Consider the following 18,550-nt stretch of genomic DNA (forward strand, 5'->3'; position numbering starts at 1 on the left):
AGAGCGTAGCCGGAAAGCGTTGCCGGAAGCCCGCGTCCGGCACGCAAGAATTGCCGTTGCACCGGCATGAAAATCGAATCGAAAACGCGAATCGCAATCGCTTGCGATTGCTGCCGGCGCGCGCCGCTCGCACCCGCGTGACGCGCTGCTCAGCGTTCCGCCGGAAACCGCTCCTGCAACGCGTGCAGCCAGCGCGCGACGACATCGAGTTCGTCGTCGGAAAACCCGTCGCACAGCTTGCCGTTGAGTTCGCGCAGCAGCACGCGCGCACGCTTGAGCGCCGCGCGGCCTGCGTCGGTCAGGTACAACCGCGTCGCGCGGCCGTCGTCCGAATCGGCATGACGCGTAATGAGGCCGGCTTTCGCCATCCGGTCGGCAAGCCCCGTCATCGCGGACGGCGCGAGCTGCAGCGCCGCGCCGACTTCGCCGATCAGCGCACCATCCTGCTTCGCGAGACAGAACAGCACGCCGGCTTGCGCGGCGCTCGCGCGCGTTTCGGTTTCCGCCTTGCGGTCGATCCAGCGCTGCACGCGCCGCTGGCCGATGTTCAACATGAAAAACAGTCGTCGGTCTTCGCTCAAGCTGGGTTCCCGGCTGCAATGGAAAGGGAGGGACGGCCCGCGGGGCGGGGCGTGTCGAGCGCCTGCGCGAGCCAGTCGGCGACGTCGGGCCACAGCACGGCGCCGGGCCGGCTGCGAAAGAAGCCCATGTGCCCGACCGGGCCGGTGCCCGCCGCGCGCGGATCGATCTGGCGGCGTTCGACCTTCGCGCGGGTCAGATAGCTTACCAGCAGGTCGATCGCGGCCGGGTTCGCCCACGGATCGTCGTCGAAGCCGAGCGCGAGGATCGGCAACCGCTGCTTCGAGAAGCGCTCGGCCGCGCCGAGCGTCGGGTCGTCGAAGAAGTAGTGCGGCAGCGTCGTCCAGCGGCTCCATTCGCGGAACACGCCGGCCGGCAGATCCTCGCCGAGCCCGAGCCGCTTGCCGGGCACGTAGCCGAGCAGCGCGGACATCAGCGGGCCGAGCACGCGCAGGATCAGCCGCACCTTCAGGCGCTCGGCCGCCTGCGCGATCAACCGCGTGCTGCCCGCATGCGCGGCGACCAGCACGGCCGCGCGCAGATGCGTCGTCGCGCCGGACAGGCCGATCGCGTGTCCGCCGACGCTATGGCCGACCGCCAGCAACGGCAGCCCTTCATGGGTGTGGCGGGCCCATGCCGTCGCGGCACCCACGTCGAGCTCCATCCAGTCGCGCATGCGGGCCTGCAGCGCTCCGAGACGCGCGGGCCGCGATGCGCCGATGCCGCGATAGTTGTAGGTCAGCGCCGCGAAACCGCGTTCGGTCAGGAAGCGCGCGAAGCCCGCATACAGCCGCTCGGGCACGGCCGTCGCCGGATGGAGCAGGACCAGCGCGCGCGGCGTCGCGTCCGGCGACCACAACGTGCCGTGCAGCACATAGCCGTCGGCGGCGGAAAACTCGATGGGTTGGGAGGTCATGGTTGTCCTCGCTCGGGCAGTTATTTCGTATGCGAAATATAGTCGTGGATTTATTTCGTGCACGAAATATATGTCGAGGAATCGTTCGAACTTCATGCGGGCAGGGGCCGGTGGCGAGCAACGGGCACGTGAACGTGTTTCATAAAACATTTGCATCTTTGCATAGAAGAATATTGCGTTTGTCTCATGAATTGGATCGACGTATCTTCATCGGTTCCATCCGTTCCGCCGGCGGTTGCGCACGGCGGACAAAAGAGCGTCGCCGCCGCGCGGCCGCTCGCGAACCTTCCGGGAGATCATGTTGTTGAGCCGAATCGTCACGGCGCTCTTGCTGGCGCTTGCCGCGCAGCCGGGCATTGCCAAGGACACCGTCACGCTGCGCGTCGGTGAACAGAATTACTTCAACATCCAGGCGTCGATGGAAGCGTCCGGCGTGCTGAAGGACCTGCCTTACACGATCGAGTGGAAGCACTTCCAGGCCGCCGCGCCGGTGGCCGAAAGCCTGAACGGCAATGCGATCGACGTCGGCTTCCTCGGCGATTCCGCGCTGCTCACGCTGGCCGCGCGCGGCGCGCCGGTCAAGGTCGTCGCGGTGTCGCGGCAGAGCCTCGACGGCGTCGCGATCCTCGTGCCGAAGAACTCGCCGGTGCGTACCGTGGCCGACCTGCAGGGCAAGACCATCGCGGTCTGGCGCGGCGCATGGAGCCAGCAGCTCGTGCTGCGCGCGCTCGAACATGCGGGCCTGCGCGCCGATTCGGTGAAGTACGCGTACCTGATGCCGATCGACGCGACCAACGCGCTCGCGAACGGCTCGGTCGACGCCGTGTCGCTGTGGGAGCCGTTCGTCAGCACGCTGGCGTTGCGACAGGGCGCGCGGCCCGTGACGACCGCGCAGGGGCTGATGCCCGCACTGAGCTTCGTCGCCGCGAACGAGCAGGCCGCGTCGGGCAAGCGCGCGGAGATCACCGATTTCCTGCGGCGCGTGGTGGCCGCGCGCCAGTGGGTCGACAGTCATCCGCGCGAGTACGCGGACCTGTGGGCGAAACGCGCGAATCTCGAACCCGACGTCGCGTATCGCTGGCTGAACAACGCGAAGCAGCGCGTCGGCCCGGTCGACGAGACGGCCGCGAAGGATGCGCAGAACACGGCCGACTTCCTGCACAAGTCCGGCGTGATTCCGGCCGCATACGACACGTCGAAGCTGCTCGACCGCTCGTATGCGGGCGCGTTCGCCGTGCCCGCGCAGAAGACGGCCGCCGCGCAGTGACCGTGCAGCCTGCTGCACGATTTTCGCGTTTTCCCGATCGACACACCCGAGGACATCCCGACATGCCCGTCGACATCATCGGCATGATCACCGCGACGCCCGGCGCGGAGGTCGACGTACCGGGCGGCGCGGCCGTCCAGCCCGACTACGTTCGCCGCTTCGCGCAGGCGCACGAGGCGGCCGGCTTCGACCAGATCCTGATCGGCCATTTCAGCAATGCGGCGGACGGTTTCATCGTCGCGTCGTTCGCGGCCGCCGCGACCGGGCGCATTCGCCTGCTGCTCGCGCACCGGCCGGGCGTGATCGTGCCGTCGGCCGCCGCGCGGCAGATAGCGACGCTCGACGTGTTCAGCGGCGGAAGGCTCGCGCTGAACGTGGTGTCCGGCGGCGACGACGCGGATCTGCAGCGCGACGGCGATTTCGTGCCGCACGATGCCCGCTACCGCCGCACCGGCGAATATCTCGACGTGCTGAAACGGATCTGGCTGGCCGACGCGCCGGTCGATCACGACGGCGCGTTCTACCGGCTGCGCGGCGCGTCGCCGGTCGTGAAGGGCGCGCAGCGGCCGCACGTGCCGATCTATTTCGGCGGTTCGTCGCCGGCCGCGCTCGCCGTGGCGGGCGAGCACGCGGATGTCTACATGACGTGGGGCGAGCCGCTCGACGCGGTGCGCGAGCAGATCGCGCGCGTGCGGGCCGCTGCCGCGCCGTTCGGGCGCGCGCCGCGCATCAGCGTGTCGTTCCGGCCGATCGTCGCCGACACCGAGGCGGCCGCGTGGGAGAAGGCCGAGGCGATCCGCGCGCGCGTGCGTGCGGCGCGGCTCGCGAACGGCCAGCCGATCGCCGGCCACGCGCCGCAGAATGCAGGCTCGCAGCGGCTGATGGCGGCTGCCGCGCAGGGCGACGTGCTCGACGAGCGGCTGTGGATGGGCGTCGCGAACCTGACCGGCGCGCGCTGGAATTCGACCGCGCTGGTCGGCACGCCCGAGCAGGTCGCGCGGGCGCTGGGCGCGTATTACCGGCTCGGCGTATCGACGTTCCTGATTCGCGGCTTCGATCCGCTCGACGATGCGCTGGCCTATGGGCGCGAGCTGATCCCAGCGATTCACGCGCACATTGCGGAACTCGATCGCTATCGTGCGGCGGTGCCGGCGTAGGCGAACGACCGATCGATCGAATGGCGCCGGCCTGTCCGTCACGACATGCCGGCGCCCTGGTGTCGAACCAACCGCTCAGAACGACGGCAACCCCGGCGGGTTGGTTTCCGCCCGCGCGATCGCCTCGCTCTGCAAACCCCAGCGCGCGAGCGCCTGTCCGTAGCGGCCGTTGCCGATCAGCGTATTGGTCGCGAGCGTCAGCGCGGGCGCGAGCCCGCTGCCGCGACGCGTCGCGATCGCGACATCGGCATTCGCCGGCCAGCCGGCATTGACGACGCCGACGCGGCGGATCTTGCCGCTGTGCGCGGCCTCGTACGCGAGCGACGCGTTCGGGTTCAGCTCGGCATCGGCTCGGCCCGACAGCAGCGCGACGCGCGCCGTCGCATCGTCGTCGAAATAGAGCAGCTCGGCCGGCTTCAGCCCCTGCGCGACGTTGCGCTTGCTCCATTCGAGCAGGATGCGCTCCTGGCTCGTGCCGGCGCCGGTGATGATCCGCAGGCCCGCGATGTCCTTCGGCTCCGCGATCTTCGCAATCGGGCTGGCGGTGCGCACGTAGAAGCCGTGCAGTCCGAGCCGATAGGTCGTGAAATCGTATTTCTCCTTGCGCTTCTCCGTCACACCGACGTTCGAGATCACCGCGTCGTACTTGCCGGAGGTCAGACCGAGCGGCCAGTCGGCCCATGCGATCGGCACGAGCACGAGCGTGCGGCCGAGCGCGTCGGCGACCAGTTGCGCATAGTCGGGATCGGCGCCGACCACGGTGCGTGCGTCGGTCGCATAGGTCGAGACGGGCGGCGCGTGCGGCGAAATCGCGACCGTGAACGCGCCGTCGCGTACCCAGCGGTAGCCGCTCGCCGCGCGGATGGCCGCGTCGTCGGGGCCGGCGCGCGGGCGGCCGGCCTGGCGCGGGTCGAGGTCGGCGGTGGCGGCCGCCGCGCGCGCCGCATGCCACCGCAGGCCCGATGCCGCGGCCAGCGCGGCCGTGATGAACTGGCGTCGATCGGTCATCGCGCGGCACCTCGCAGGTCGGAAGCGGCGCGCATCACAGCACCCGCGACAGGAACGCGCGGGTGCGCGGATGCGACGGCGCGTCGAGCACGACGGCGGGCGGCCCGGCCTCGACGATGCGCCCGTGTTCCATGAACAGCACGTTGTCCGCCACTTCGCGCGCGAAACCGATCTCGTGCGTGACGATCACGAGCGTCGTGCCCGAGCGCGCGAGTTCCTTGATCACGTCGAGCACTTCGTTGACGAGTTCGGGATCGAGCGCCGACGTCGGCTCGTCGAACAGCAGCACCTTCGGACGCAACGCGAGCGCCCGCGCGATCGCGACGCGTTGCTGCTGGCCGCCCGACAACTGGCGCGGATAGGCATCGGCCTTATCCGCGAGGCCGACCCGCGCGAGCAGCGTGCGCGCGGCGTGCTCGGCCGCATCGCGCGTCACGCCGGCGACGGCGAGCGGCGCTTCGATCAGGTTCTCGAGCACCGTCAGATGCGGGAACAGGTTGAAGTTCTGGAACACCATGCCGACGGCCGTGCGCCGCTTCAGCACGTCGCGCTCCTTCAGCTCGTACAGCACGTCGCCGTCGCGGCGATAGCCGATCAGTTCGCCGTCGATGTCGATGAAGCCGTCGTCGACGCGTTCGAGATGGTTGATCGTGCGCAGCAGCGTCGACTTGCCGGAGCCGGACGGTCCGACGATCACGGTCACGCTGCCGCGCGGCGCGACGAACGACACATTGTCGAGCACGCGCTGCATGCCGAACTGCTTCGACACGCCATGCACGGCCACTTCGCCGCCGGTGCGCGACACGGCGGCCACGGTATCGGCGCGGGTGTCGCCCGCGGCCGCGCGGCGGGACGTGGCGTGCCGCCACAGCCTGCCGAGGCGCGCGAGCGCGAACGTGACCGCCGACGGCGGTGGACTGCGCAGCGCGCCGCGTGCATAGTGCCGCTCGACCTGCACCTGGATCGCGGACAGCACGGTCAGGATGATCAGATACCAGACGGTCGCGACCATCAGCAGCGGGATCACTTCGAGGTTGCGGCGGTAGATCACCTGCACCGTGTAGAACAGCTCGGGCATCGCGAGCACGTACACCATCGACGTGCCTTTCGCGAGCGTGATCAGGTCGTTGAACGCGGTCGGCAGGATCGCGCGCATCGCTTGCGGCAGCACGATCCGCGACGTCTGACGGCCGCGCGGCAGCCCGAGCGCGGCGGCGGCTTCGAGCTGGCCCTGGTCGACCGCGAGGATGCCGCCGCGGATCACCTCCGCGGAAAACGCCGCGTGGTTCAGCGTGAGGCCGAGGACGGCCGCGAGGAACGGGCTGATGAGGTCGGTCGTCGGCGTGTCGAACCACACGATGTCGGTGAACGGCACGCCGAGCCGCACATGCTCGTACAGGTAGCCCAGGTTGTTCAGGATCAGCAGCAGCACGATCAGCGGAATCGAGCGGAACAGCCACACGAACGTCCACGCGCTGGCGGACAGCAGGCGCGAACGCGACAGCCGGGCCAGCGCGACGAACGCGCCGAGCACGAAGCCGAACACCGCGCCGAGCAGCGTGAGCACCAGCGTGCGCGCGAGCCCCGACAGCACCGGCGGCGACAGGAACCATTCGGCGAACACCGGCCAGCCCCATTGCGGGTTGCCGAGGATCGAATGCAGCGCGATCGCGATCAGCGCGAGCGCGAGCACGGTGCCGGCCGTGCGCGACCGGTGGCGCGCGGGCACGATCCGGAAACGCGTGCCGGCGTCGCGTGCGCCGGGGGAAGAGAGCGGCGGCAGCGCGCCGCCGAGGTGGGTCGTGTCGCTCATGTCGTGGGCATCCTCGAATCGGTCGATCGGCGGGTGCGCCGCGCGCGCGGCGCGGCGGCGTCAGGCGTGCGCTTCGGCCGCCGTCTCGTGGGCGGCGCCGGGCGTCGCGTAACGGCTCGCCTTGCGCGGCAGGCCGAGGTGGTCGCGCAGCGTGGCGCCGGGCAGGTCGCGGCTGTAGCGGCCGCGCGCCTCGAGCACCGGAATCACGAGTTCGACGAAATCGTCGACGCCCTGTGCCTGGACCGGAAAACCGAGGATGAAGCCGTCGCCGGCGCCGGCATCGTGCCAGCGGATCAGCTCGTCGGCGACGTGCTCGGCCGTGCCGATGAAGTTCGGGCGCGGCGTCGCGACCGCGAGCGCCGTCTCGCGCAGCGACAGGCCCTTGCGCTTCGCGTCGGCCTTGATGCGGTCGGTGGTCGAGCGGAAGCTGTTGCGGCCCAGCTCGCCGAGCTCCGGGAACGGCGCGTCGAGCGCGTACTGCGTGAAATCGTGGTGATCGAAATAGCGGCCGAGGTACGCGAGCGCCTCGTCGATCGTCAGCAGGTCGCGAATCGCCTGGTATTTGTCCTCCGCCTCGGCGGCCGTGCGGCCGACGATCGGCCCGACGCCGGGGAAGATCTTCACGTCATCGGCCCGCCGTCCGTGCTCGAGCGCGCTCTGTTTCACGCGCCGCGTGAACGCGGCCGTTTCCTCGATCGACGGCGAATGCGTGAACACGGCATCCGCGTATTTGCCCGCGAGGCCGATCCCGGTGTCGGACGAGCCGGCCTGGAAGATCACCGGCTGCCCCTGCGGCGAGCGCTGGATGTTCAGCGGGCCCGCGACCTGGAAGAAGCGGCCGTGGTGATCGAGCGTATGCAGCTTGTCGCGATCGAAGAAGCGGCCGGTCGCGCGGTCGCGCACGAATGCATCGTCGTCCCAGCTGTCCCACAGGCCCTGCACGACCTCGAGGTATTCGTCGGCGATCTCGTAGCGCAGTTCGTGATCCGGGTGCGCCTTGCCGAAATTCTTCGCGGTGCCTTCGAGCGGCGTCGTCACGACGTTCCAGCCCGCGCGCCCGCCGCTGATCGCGTCGAGCGACGCGAGCTGGCGCGCGACCGTGAACGGTTCGCTGTACGACGTCGAGATCGTGCCCGCGAGCCCGATCTTCTTCGTCGCGACCGCGAGCGCCGACAGCACCGTCAGCGGCTCGAAGCGGTTCAGGAAGTGCGGGATCGACTTCTCGTTGATGTAGAGGCCGTCCGCGACGAATGCGAACGCGATGCCGGCGGCTTCCGCCTTGCGCGCGACGCCGATCGCGAAGTCGAGGTTGATGCTGGCATCCGGCGGGTTGCTCGGATGCCGCCATGCGTTCATGTGGCTGCCTGCGCCTTGCAGCATCAGGCCGAAGGGAATCGATCGTCGGGTCGTCATGATGGGAGCGTCACGCGTTCTGGTCAGGGGAGAGGGAGCGGCCGGCCGCGAGGGCGGCCTGCAACGGCGTGGTCGACAGCGCGCCGCCGAGCCATTCGGCCGACGCGAGCCGCGCCGCGTAGTCGGACACCGGCGAATCGATCACGAACGCATCGACGTCGAGCCGGCGGCTCAGCGCGTCGAGCGCGCGATGCACGCGCTCCGGCGTATCGGCCAGCACCGTCGGGCGCAATTCGTCGATCCGGTAGTCGGACGCGCCGCTTTGCCGCGCGAATTCCGCGGCCGCCTGCGCGCTGGCGAGGTTGAAGCTCTGGCCGCCCGCGAGCTGCAGCTTGAAGATCTTCAACGGCCCGATCAGTTGTTCGGCCGCGTCGCGGGTGGGGGCAGCGACCGCGTACAGCGCGACGATCGGCTTTTCGCCACCCGCGCTGCGGTAGGCGTCGAGCGAGCGTTCGAGATTCGCGTCGTCGCCGTTGAAATGGCCCGCGTAGCAGAAGCGCCAGCCGTTGCGCGCGGCGAGCGCGCCGCTGTCCGGCGAGCCGCCGAGCAGGATGCGTTCGGGCAACTGCGGCGGCACCGGCATCGCGACCGCGCCGGCAAGCGGATGATCTTCGGCCACGCCCCAGCCGAGAAACGCGTCGAGCTCCGCGAGCTGCCCCGCGAAATCGGGCTTGCGCGCCTTGTCGTGGAACCACTGCAGCGCGCGCGTGGTCAGCGGCAGCCCGCCGGGCGCCTTGCCGATGCCGAGATCGACGCGGCCCGGCGCGAGCGCGGCCAGCAGCTTGAACGTTTCCGCGACCTTGAACGGGCTGTAGTGCTGCAGCATCACGCCGCCCGAGCCGACGCGGATGCGCGACGTGTGCGCGAGCAGGTGCGCGACGACGATCTCCGGCGCCGAGCTGGCGAAACCCGGCGTGCCGTGATGCTCGGCGACCCAGAATCGTTCGTAGCCGAGCTGTTCGGCGCGCTGCGCGAGCGTCGTGGTGAAGCGCAGCGCGTCGGCGGCGTTCGCGCCGTCGGCGATCGGACTCTTGTCCAGCAACGAAAGCGAATAAGACATGGTGAGCGGCGTTCCTGCGTGAGCGTGGATGGGACGGTTGCGGGCGCGGCGCTCAGCTTTTCGGCAGCCCGGGCGGGTTCGTGCGCGACTGGTCGATCGCCTCGGACGCGAGGTTCCAGCGGTCGAGCACCTGCTGGTAGCGGCCGCTCGTAATCAACCCGTTCAGCGCGACGGTCAGCGGCTCGGCGAGGCCGCTGCCGCGGCGGGTCGCGATCGCGATGTCGGCCGTGCGCGGCCAGCCGCCGCTGATCGCGCCGACGAGCCGCGTCTTGCCTTGCTGCGCGCTTTGATACGCGAGCACCGAATTCACGCTGAATACCGCGTCCGCGCGGCCCGACTGCACGGCGACGATGCGCATCGCCTGGTCGTCGTAGTACTGGATCTGCACGGGTTTCAGCCCGTGCGCGACGTTCTCGCGATCCCATGCGAGCAGGATCTTTTCCTGGTTGGTGCCGGCGTCGGTCACGATGCGCAGCCCCGCGACGTCCTTCGGCTCGCGGATCGCCTGGATCTTGCTGTCGTTACGCACGTAGAAGCCGACCTGGTCCTTGCGGTAGGTCGAGAAATCGAACTTCTGCTTGCGCTCCTCGGTGACGGTCACGTTCGAGATCACCGCGTCGACTTTCCCCGATTCGAGCGCCAGCGGCCAGTCGGCCCACGCGAGCGCGACGATCTTCAGCTTGCGGCCGAGGCTGTCGGATACGAGCTGGCTGACGTCGGCGTCGAAGCCGACCACCGTGCGCGCGTCGGTCGCATACGAACTGATCGGCGGCAGGCTCGGCGCGATGCCGATCGTCAGCGTGCCGGGTTCCGCGAACTTGAACGATGCGGGCACCGCGCGCTCGACGGCCGCATCGGGCGTGCCACGCGGGCGGCCGCGCTGTTCGGGGCTCAGGTCGAACGTCGCGGCGGTCGTAGCCATGGCGGCGGCGAGGGCGGTCAGGCCGACCAGTGCGGTGGCCAGCGTGCGCACGGCACGGGATGAAAGCGGTACGGCTCGATGCATGAAAACGTCCTGTCGTGTCGTGGAAGCGTGGAAAAAAGCGGGATGGTCGAGATGAAATGCGTGATGTGGTGCGCTCAGCGCGGCAGCGCCGCTTCGGGCACGGGCGCCCACAGGTCGGCCAGCGTCGACGTGCGCGACGGATCGACGAGATCCTTGCCGAAGCGCAGGTGGAAATACGCTTCGGGGTCGATCGACGAATCGAACAGCCGCGTGTAGCCGGTGCGGTCGTACAGCGCCCACGCTTCGGGCTGGCGGAAGCCGGTGGTCAGGTAGAGGCGGCGGTAACCCTGTCGTACGGCGCGCTGTTCGAGCGCTTCGACGATGCGTCGCGCGAGGCCCTGGCGGCGCAGGTCGGTGCGCGTCCAGATGCGCTTCAGTTCGGCGGTTTGCGCGTCGTAGCGCTTGAACGCGCCGCCGCCGATCGTTTCGCCGTCGCGCAGCAGCAGCACGAACGCGCCGTCGGGCGGCGCGAAGCGTTCGGCCGGGTAGCGCGCGAGTTCGTCGCGGGCCGACGCGCGGCTGTCGGGGCGGTATGCGGCGTAACGGGTCGAATACTCGTCGATCAGCGCGTCGATCAGCGGCTGTGCGCGGACGTCGAGCGGCGTCGTGTCGATGATGCGGTCGTTCGTGGCCATGGGCATCGCGAATGGCGCGCGATGCGGACGTTCCTGGCAGGGTGCGGGCACGCGACCCGTCCGGTCTGTTCCGTTATCGCGACGCAGTTGTCGTGATGGCGGCGGCTGTCGTGCCTGGTGCGATGCATCCGGCGCGCCGCCGCCGTTTTGAACACGTTAGCGGCGCGGCCCGCAAAGGCGAACGAAGCAATTTCGATAAGGATTTCGCGGGCGGTGGAAGAAGGCTTGCAGGGGGCGTGGGGTGGGGCAAGCGGGCGTGGTGTGGAGGCCATGCCCGTTCGCGGTGTGTACGTCGGCAATGAACGCCGAGCGTTGTCGTTTCGACGGCCGAACGGTCATGCCGACCGGGGGCTGGCCCGTCGCGGCGCGGCCGGTCGGTGCCCGCCGCCGTGCGGGCGACGGGCCGCCTCGACTCGTCGCATCACCGCGAGGCGACGATCCTCGGCGACGACGGCGTTCAGGCCGCTGCCGCCTGCTGAATCGCGTCCTGCTGATCGCCATCCAGGATATCGACGAGACTGGTCAGCATCCGTACCAGTTCACCCGTCATCAGCGTGAAATCCGAGTCGAAGCGCTCATCGTCGTTCTGCGCGGTGGGGTCCGCCGCCTCCTTGATCACGTCGAGCGGCGTGACACGCTTGATCGTCAGCGACGGCGTCAGCACGAACGAGATCCGGTCGTCCCACGTCATCGCAAGGCGCATGCACTGTTTGCCGGCTTCGATGTGCCGGCGCATGTCGTTCGTTTCCAGCGCGTGGCCGACGTATCGCACCGTGGCGCCGCCTTCGCCGCTCGAGCGCAGCTCGGCGTCCTGGTCCACCGTGAATCCGCCCGGTGCCTCGCCGGACAGCACCCAATCGGTCATCGCGGCGACCGGGGAACGCGCCACCTGGACGCCCGCGAGCGGCAACTGGTCGATCGATTTGACGAGCAGGCTGCGAACGTCGTCGGCCAGCGCCTGGGAAGCCGCATCGATGACGAGCCAGCCGTTCGCCGTATCGATCCACACGCGCGTATCGCGGCGAATGCTGAACGCGCGCGGCAGCAGTTCGTCGGTCACCTGCTCCTTGAGTTCGCGCAGTTGTTTCCGGCCGACCTTGAAGCCCTGCTGCTCCTCGACTTCGAGCGCACGCGCCTTGGTGACCTGATTGACGACCGACGCCGGAAGCAGCTTCTTTTCGGCACGAAACAGCAGCAGCATCTGCCGGTTGATCGAATACACGAGCGCGCCGTCGTCACGCGGCGACGCCCAGCCGGCGCGCTGCATCTCGACGCTGCTGCCCGGCTGGAACGCGTATGGCGCCAGCCATTTTTCCATCTGGTCTGGGGTGACGGCCCAAGGTGCCGGAAGACGATGAAGCTGAAGGTTCTTGAACCACATAGGCGTACGGGCAAAGCGCGTCATTCTATATGACGGGGGCGGTCAGCGGCCAGTTGCGGACATTTCGACAATAGCGTTTGTCTCGGTTGCAGCGTTGTGATGTCCGTCCGGTTAGCCCGTGAACTCATGGAGCCAAATCCACACGCTCCTCCGCAAATGTCGGGTGACCGCGAGCTGTCGAAAAAGAGAGAATCGACGGTTGCATCGAGATTGACGACAATGGAGACCATTCCAACAAGAGGGCAAAAACAATGATGACTTCCGGCGACGGCCTGACCAGCCCGGCGCGGCTCCTGCGACTCGCTTCATGGGGGATTGCGATCATCTTCGCCGTCTTTCTGAACATGCTCGGCAGTCTCGTGATCCGCGACATGGCGTTCGCTCCGAGCGGTGGTCCGCCGGTCATCGAGCAATTCGCCGATGCGCCGGTAAAAGCGCGGCTGGACGCGGCGCGGCGTCAATTGCAGGCGCAGCGCGACGCGCTGGCCGAGAAGATCGACACGATGGAAGTCTCGCGCGGCCGCGCCGCGAAGGCGTACGCGGCCGAGAAGGAAAGTTTCCGCAACTGGCTCGCAACCCGCGCGGTGACTGGAGACGGCGCGAAGGACCCGGACATTCTGGCGAGAACGCGCGAGCTCGATGCGCTCCAGGCCGTGGTGATCGACTGGCAGCATCGGATCGATGCGATCAGCGACCAGCAACGGGCACTGGCATCGCAGCAGGCTCAAGTCGACGCGCAAATCGCCGAAGCGGACGCAGCAGCCGAGCGGCGCTTCGACGCGGCCACCCGGCACTACGAGATGCAGGTGTTCGGGCTGCGGCTTGCGCTGACGTTGCCGATCCTGCTGGTTGCGACCTGGCTGTTCATCCGCTACCGCAAGGCGCGCTACTGGCCGTTCGTGTACGGTTTCGGCCTGTTCGCACTGAGCGCGTTTTTCATTGAACTGGTCCCGTACCTGCCGAATTTCGGCGGCTATGTCCGGGTCCTCGTTGGCATCGCGCTCACGGTATTCGCCGGCCTCTACATGATGAAGGCATTTCAGCGCTATGCCGAACGCAAGCGGCTCGAATTGCAACAGGATCAGGGGGAACGCGCGCGCTCGATCGGATACGAAAAGGCCGTTCGATCGCTGGAAAAGAAACGCTGCCCGTCATGCGACAAACAATGGAATCTCGGCGGCGACGATTCCACGTTCTGCGTACATTGCGGATTGAGGCTTTTCAACGTGTGCGAATGCGGTGGCCGGAATTTCTTCTTCTTTCCGCATTGCCATCAATGCGGTGTTGCGCAGGGAAACGAGTCGCCTGTGTCGTCCGACTGACGGTCAGCGCGCACGCACGAGCGATGCACGACGGCCGTGAACGCGCCAGTCGGGTTCATCACCCGACGACACGCGGCGGTGTCGACAACTCCGCCAGCTGAAACAGACAATCCCCGCGCCGCACCTGCGCGGGCACGCGCTTGCACACCACCTCGCCGTCGCCCTTGAACCGGTGCAACACCGGTTCGCGCAACGGCGTATCGGGGAAATGCACCCACGCGGCCGGCTGCCCGGCCTTCACCTGATCGCCGAGTTCGACGAGCGGTTCATACAGCCCGCGCTCATACGCATAGACGAAATGGCGATCGCCGTCGACGCGCATGAAACGCGGGACGGTCGGCGGCGCGTCGGGCACGAGCGCGCCGTGCAGCAACCCGATATGGCCGAGGTAATGCAGCAGCCCTTGGCGGCCGAGCCGGATCAGCGACGGATCGGCCATGCCGGCGCCGCCAAGCTCGGTGACGATCGAGATCGCGCCTTGCCGGCGCGCGGCCGACGCCGAATGCACGGGATTCGGTGCGTGCAGCAGCGCGTTGTGCAAGCCGAACGCGACCAGCAGCCCGTTGAGCTTCGCGGCTTCTTCGGCGTCGAGCGGATCGATCGCGAGCATGTTGCCGCCCTGGTACAGCAGCGAGCTGCCGCCCGAATGCAGGTCGACCAGGTACTGCGCGCGCGACAGCAGCACATGCTCGATGTAGTGGGCGATCATCTGCGTCGGCGTGCCGGTCGGGTCGCCGGGAAAGCTGCGGTTCAGGTTGCCTTCGTCGAGCGGCGACACGCGCAGGCCCGCATCCGCCGCCGGGAAATTCGCCATCGGCAGCAGGATCAACTGCCCGCTGACCATGTCGGGTTCGATCTCGCGCATCAGTTGCGACACGATGATCTGGCCTTCGTACTCGTCGCCGTGATTGCCGGCCATCACGAGCGCGACCGGGCCGTCGCCGTTGCGGATCGATACGATCGGGATCGGCAGCCAGCCGTACGCGGAGCGATGCACCGAGTGCGGCAGCCGCAGGTAGCCCGCGTGCTTGCCCTGTGCGTCGAGATCGATTTCGCAGTGAATGGGATTTCGGGGAGAGGAAGAGGCGGTCATGGCGGTATCGTTCGATGAACGGAATCTGCCATCTTATAGGGGAAACCGGCACCGCGCGGCGCGGCGGGCCGGATCGACGGCCGATGCACGTGACCGCGGAACGGGCCCGTTGCCGTGCCGATACGCGCGAGCGCGCGCGATGTTGCCGCGATGAACGCATGCCGGCACGCCGCCCGGTCGCACGCGCGTGCCGGAATTCGCGCCGATCCCTTGTCGAGACAGGGGCGGCGCGTACCGCCGGCTTACCGGCCGGATGTTTCAGCTTCGATACGTCCTTCTTCCCACAGCGACCAGAAACGGCTGCCGGCGCGATACGGATTCGCGCGTCGCGCGGCGTGATCGGCGATGCCCTGACGAAACGCGCCGTACAGCGTGAGCGGCGGATTGTCGACGCATGCGGCCTCGCGCGCGGCCGGCATCCGGCGGTCGGACACGAGCCGGCGGATCAGCGATGTGCCGTCGATCACCGCCTGTTCGTCGATGATTTCGGTGCGTGCGAGGACGTCGACGGTATTCATGGTGGCTCCCTGAAACGTTCTTTCCCCATCAAGGAGCAATAAGAGTGCCAGCCGAGAAATACCGCGCCCGGTCTCGATCGTGCGGGCTTCTGCAGCCATCTTGCGGCGTGCCGGACCGCGATGTTACGGAACACGTCACGTGACACGCGAACGCACGGCGCCACGTGCGAACCGGCGCAGCGTTTCGAAGTTGAATCGTCGGGAGGATGGGGCGGATACGGAAAGGACGAGTGCGCAGGCGCCGCGTTGCCGGCTCAGCTTGCGGCGGCCGGCGCCACGCGGCGGCTGCCGCTCGAATAGAAACAGTAGATGCCCTTGCCGGCGGACTTCGCGTCGTACAGCGCGCTGTCGGCTTGCCGGATCAACTCGTCGGGCGAGCCGTGCCCGTCGTCGAGCGCGATGCCGATGCTGATGCCGATGCAGACCGTCTCGCCGATCGACAGCGTGTACGGCGCCGAAATCTGCCGGATGATCCGCGCGGCGAGGATCGAGCACGCGTGCATCGTCGTGTCGTCGATCGCGACGATGAATTCGTCGCCGCCGATGCGTGCGGCGAGCTCGCCCGGCGGCAGCGTCTTGCCGAGCCGCTCGGCGACCTGCGTGAGCACGTCGTCGCCGGCCTGGTGACCGAAGCGGTCGTTGATCGACTTGAAACCGTCGAGGTCGAGATACATGACGGCGAATGCGGGGCTCGGCAGCCGCGGCCGGCGCGCGAGCCTTCGCTTGAGTTCGGCGTGCAGTTCGTGGCGATTGGGCAGACCCGTCAGCGCGTCGTGCCGCGCGAGGTGCCGGATGTGCTGTTCGGTCTGTCGGCGCGCGGTGACGTCCTCGACGATGATCACCGCGTTGCCGTCCGGCACGCGGTGGCGCGTCAGTTCGAGCTGACGGCCGTCCGTGAGCGCGATGTCGAGCGACCCGGGATCGTCGCGGCGCAGCCAGCTGTCGCACTGCGCGGCGAGGCCGGCGCCGTCGGGATCGGTCACGGCGTTCGCGCCGAGCGCGGCGACCACGGCCGGCAGCGGCGTATCGAGCATGATCTCGCGCGGCGAACCGAACAGTTGCGCGGTGCGCCGGTTCGCGACGATCACGCGGCTGCCGCCGTCGATCATGCACAGGCCGTGCGGCATGTAGGTGAGGGCGGCGTCGAAGCGCGCGACCAGTTCGGCGTTGCGCTGGCGCGCGGCGATCAGCGCGACGAGCACGCGGTAGTGACGCTGCACGACCGTGCGCATGGCCGCGAGATAGATCGCGAGCGGCGGCACCAGCAGCCACGCGCCCGGCCGGTGGGCGAGCAGCGCACCGACGCCGATCGGCAGCACGCCGAGCGCGACCTGCGTCATCGCGAGCCGCGGCAGCGCCGAATTGCGCGAGGCGATCCCGCCGAACACGCCGCCCGCGACCATCACCGACAGCGTGCCGATCTCGACGTCGGCGGCCTGCACGCAGCCCATCACGCCGAGGCCGAGCACGAAGCAGGCGACGAGCGACACCGGCGCATAGCGCCTTGCCCAGTATTCCGCGCGATCGTCGCCGGCGTTGCGCCGTACCGTGTAGGCCCGTGCGATCGACAGGCGTGCAATGAGCAGGCCGACGTCGGCGACGAGCCATGCGAGGCACCATAGCTGCTGCACCCGGATCAGCGCGATGGCCGCGACAAAGCCGCTCGCGAGCCCGGACAGCGCCATCGGGCGCACGTCCTCGAACAGCGTCACGAGCATCGACGGACGCAGCGCGGCCGTCACGCGGTGGTTGCCGGAGGGGGGAGTGGCGAGAACGGAGTTCAGGAGAGACGCTCTGACTGTCATGATTGTCGACCTCGACACGATGTCTCGATGGCTGGCGGCGCCCGCACGGCACGTGGCGGAAGCCCGGCCGAGCCGGATGCGCACGACATTACCTTGACGTCCTCCTCTCCCTAAAGGGAGAGGATTCCCACACCTGGCGATGCACGTCCGCATCGGAGAATGTTCAGCGCAGCGTTGGTATCTCGATCATGCTCGACACCACAGTCACTGCAGGCCCATTCTCTTACTCGCAGTCCCGCGATACCTTTCGGCCTCGTCGTGCTGTCTTTCGACCCGCACGCCGAACAGGACTGGGTGGAACCCCTTTCGTCCACTTCCTCGAACGTGGCCCCGTGCGCGATCGCTTTGTAGCGGAGCTTGTTTCGGAAGGACGACCAGGACGCGTCGTAGACGCTCTTCGCCATCCTGGTTCTGGCAAGTTTGACGGCAGATACGTTGCCGACCGCGATGTAATCGAAACGCCGCACCAGATCGAGCGCGAGCTTGTGCTGGAAATCGGCACGGGCATTCGCGACCTTGGCGTGCAGCTTCGCGATATGCCGCTTGTGCTTTCGCGCCCGCTGCGCTTTCGCCAGCTTTTCCGCCGCGCGTCGACCAAACTGGTCATTGGGCAGCTTCTCGCCGGTCGAAAGTGTGGCGAAGTCTTTCAGGCCGAGATCGATGCCAACACCGGAACGGATAGGTCGGGCAGGAACATCCGGCATCTCGATCACGATGTTGAGAAACCAGTTGCCGCGTGCATCCTGCGCAAAGTTGGTCCCGTCCTTGATCTTGCCTTCGGGAAGCGATCGGCTGTTGAACACGCGAAACGTGTTGCCGGCGAAACGGAACGCGTCGCCTTCGCGCTTCAGGTCACGCCCCTTCAGCGGCACCCAGCCCAGCGATTTCCTGCCGCGATAGCGCAGGTAGGGGCGACGGTGCTGACTGCGCGACTTCGCGTATTGCTCGCACGTCGCGTTGACCGTGCCGGAGTGAATACCGAGTTCCTTGCCGCTGCCGGTCGTCAGCACGTTCAGGTCGAATCCTGTAGGCCACTTCTTGCCCCACTTGAGCGCGTGCTTCTGCGTGTCGTTGCAGAAGTTCCAGACGTAGTTCACCGCACGACTCTGCTTGTTGAGCAGTCCGTTGAGCGATTTCACCCGGTAGCGATAGACAAGGATCATGCCGGTGATCCTAACCCGTGGAAGAAGCGGTCTGTCAACAGCACGCCTTTCCTCCCCGTCCTGAAGGACGGGGTTTCTCGGAGCAACTGATGAAAAAACGGCGGCGCGGGCCGCCCGGCGGCACCGCGCATCGCGGCGTGCGCGGTCGTCAGTCCCGGCTGCGAGCGGCTTGCGGATTCCGCGGCGCAAAGGCCGGGTCGTTGCGAACGGAACGATGTACGGCGGCATCCGGCCGCACGCAAACGGCCAACGAATCGCCCCCGCGACCGTCGGCCGCAGCCCGGCTGAATCGCGTTATAAGAAATTCAATAAGTATTTCATGCGGGAAATACTATAGGCGATATATCTAAAACAATGCCAGAATGCGCGCCGCTCCGAACGCCGCGACACCCGATCGCCGTCCGAGCCGCATCA

16 protein-coding genes are annotated in these 18,550 nt (G+C 67.9%); 3 read left to right on the plus strand and 13 right to left on the minus strand.

Going from position 1 to position 18,550, the window contains the following annotated elements:
• Window positions 1-149 precede the first annotated feature (149 nt).
• On the minus strand, window positions 150-581 hold the full coding sequence (locus HWX62_RS11310; protein ID WP_175928517.1) for a MarR family transcriptional regulator: 432 nt from the start codon (window positions 579-581) through the stop codon (window positions 150-152).
• Complete coding sequence (locus HWX62_RS11315; protein WP_175928516.1) at window positions 578-1,495, minus strand: alpha/beta hydrolase; 918 nt, start codon at window positions 1,493-1,495, stop codon at window positions 578-580. Before HWX62_RS11315 ends, HWX62_RS11310 begins: the two co-directional genes overlap by 4 nt.
• A 298-nt stretch (window positions 1,496-1,793) precedes the next feature.
• Here HWX62_RS11315 and HWX62_RS11320 point away from each other — a divergent pair, with 298 nt between their 5' ends.
• On the plus strand, window positions 1,794-2,762 hold the full coding sequence (locus HWX62_RS11320) for an ABC transporter substrate-binding protein (RefSeq protein WP_175928515.1): 969 nt from the start codon (window positions 1,794-1,796) through the stop codon (window positions 2,760-2,762).
• Window positions 2,763-2,824: 62 nt separating this feature from the next.
• Window positions 2,825-3,919 carry an LLM class flavin-dependent oxidoreductase gene (locus HWX62_RS11325; protein ID WP_175928514.1) on the plus strand — a complete coding sequence of 365 codons (1,095 nt, stop codon included), beginning with the start codon at window positions 2,825-2,827 and terminating at the stop codon, window positions 3,917-3,919.
• A 75-nt stretch (window positions 3,920-3,994) separates the two neighbouring features.
• Here HWX62_RS11325 and HWX62_RS11330 read toward each other — a convergent pair whose 3' ends face one another.
• From HWX62_RS11330 to HWX62_RS11360, 7 genes are all read right to left on the minus strand, one after another.
• The gene (locus HWX62_RS11330) at window positions 3,995-4,927 is read right to left on the minus strand and encodes an ABC transporter substrate-binding protein (RefSeq protein ID WP_175928513.1); all 933 of its coding nucleotides are present in this window, start codon (window positions 4,925-4,927) and stop codon (window positions 3,995-3,997) included.
• A gap of 34 nt (window positions 4,928-4,961) precedes the next feature.
• Window positions 4,962-6,740, minus strand: a complete 1,779-nt coding sequence (locus HWX62_RS11335) for an amino acid ABC transporter permease/ATP-binding protein (protein ID WP_175928512.1) — start codon at window positions 6,738-6,740, stop codon at window positions 4,962-4,964.
• A gap of 60 nt (window positions 6,741-6,800) precedes the next feature.
• Window positions 6,801-8,153 carry an LLM class flavin-dependent oxidoreductase gene (locus HWX62_RS11340; RefSeq protein WP_175928511.1) on the minus strand — a complete coding sequence of 451 codons (1,353 nt, stop codon included), beginning with the start codon at window positions 8,151-8,153 and terminating at the stop codon, window positions 6,801-6,803.
• A gap of 10 nt (window positions 8,154-8,163) precedes the next feature.
• Complete coding sequence (locus HWX62_RS11345; RefSeq protein WP_175928510.1) at window positions 8,164-9,213, minus strand: LLM class flavin-dependent oxidoreductase; 1,050 nt, start codon at window positions 9,211-9,213, stop codon at window positions 8,164-8,166.
• Between the two features lie 52 nt (window positions 9,214-9,265).
• Window positions 9,266-10,219, minus strand: coding sequence for an ABC transporter substrate-binding protein (locus tag HWX62_RS11350; RefSeq protein WP_175928509.1), 954 nt, complete (start codon window positions 10,217-10,219; stop codon window positions 9,266-9,268).
• Window positions 10,220-10,293: 74 nt separating this feature from the next.
• The gene (locus HWX62_RS11355; RefSeq protein ID WP_175928508.1) at window positions 10,294-10,854 is read right to left on the minus strand and encodes a GNAT family N-acetyltransferase; all 561 of its coding nucleotides are present in this window, start codon (window positions 10,852-10,854) and stop codon (window positions 10,294-10,296) included.
• A 457-nt stretch (window positions 10,855-11,311) separates the two neighbouring features.
• Window positions 11,312-12,235 (minus strand): recombination-associated protein RdgC, encoded by a 924-nt coding sequence (locus HWX62_RS11360; protein ID WP_175928507.1) that lies wholly within the window; start codon window positions 12,233-12,235, stop codon window positions 11,312-11,314.
• 251 nt (window positions 12,236-12,486) lie between these two features.
• Here HWX62_RS11360 and HWX62_RS11365 point away from each other — a divergent pair, with 251 nt between their 5' ends.
• Entirely contained in the window at window positions 12,487-13,557 is a 1,071-nt protein-coding gene (locus HWX62_RS11365) for a zinc ribbon domain-containing protein (RefSeq protein WP_175928506.1), read from the plus strand.
• Between the two features lie 58 nt (window positions 13,558-13,615).
• On the opposite strand, the gene HWX62_RS11370 is transcribed toward HWX62_RS11365, so the two are convergent.
• From HWX62_RS11370 to HWX62_RS11385, 4 genes are all read right to left on the minus strand, one after another.
• Window positions 13,616-14,650, minus strand: a complete 1,035-nt coding sequence (locus tag HWX62_RS11370; RefSeq protein WP_175928505.1) for a succinylglutamate desuccinylase/aspartoacylase family protein — start codon at window positions 14,648-14,650, stop codon at window positions 13,616-13,618.
• A gap of 242 nt (window positions 14,651-14,892) precedes the next feature.
• Window positions 14,893-15,168, minus strand: coding sequence for a hypothetical protein (locus HWX62_RS11375; RefSeq protein WP_175928749.1), 276 nt, complete (start codon window positions 15,166-15,168; stop codon window positions 14,893-14,895).
• Between the two features lie 254 nt (window positions 15,169-15,422).
• Window positions 15,423-16,973: a sensor domain-containing diguanylate cyclase gene (locus HWX62_RS11380; protein WP_175928504.1), complete on the minus strand. Its 1,551-nt coding sequence runs from the start codon at window positions 16,971-16,973 to the stop codon at window positions 15,423-15,425.
• Window positions 16,974-17,083: 110 nt separating this feature from the next.
• Complete coding sequence (locus HWX62_RS11385; protein WP_175928503.1) at window positions 17,084-18,136, minus strand: RNA-guided endonuclease TnpB family protein; 1,053 nt, start codon at window positions 18,134-18,136, stop codon at window positions 17,084-17,086.
• Window positions 18,137-18,550 lie beyond the last annotated feature (414 nt).

The organism is Burkholderia sp. BCC0506 (genome assembly GCF_902833145.1).
In the GTDB taxonomy this organism is placed as follows: Bacteria; Pseudomonadota; Gammaproteobacteria; order Burkholderiales; family Burkholderiaceae; genus Burkholderia.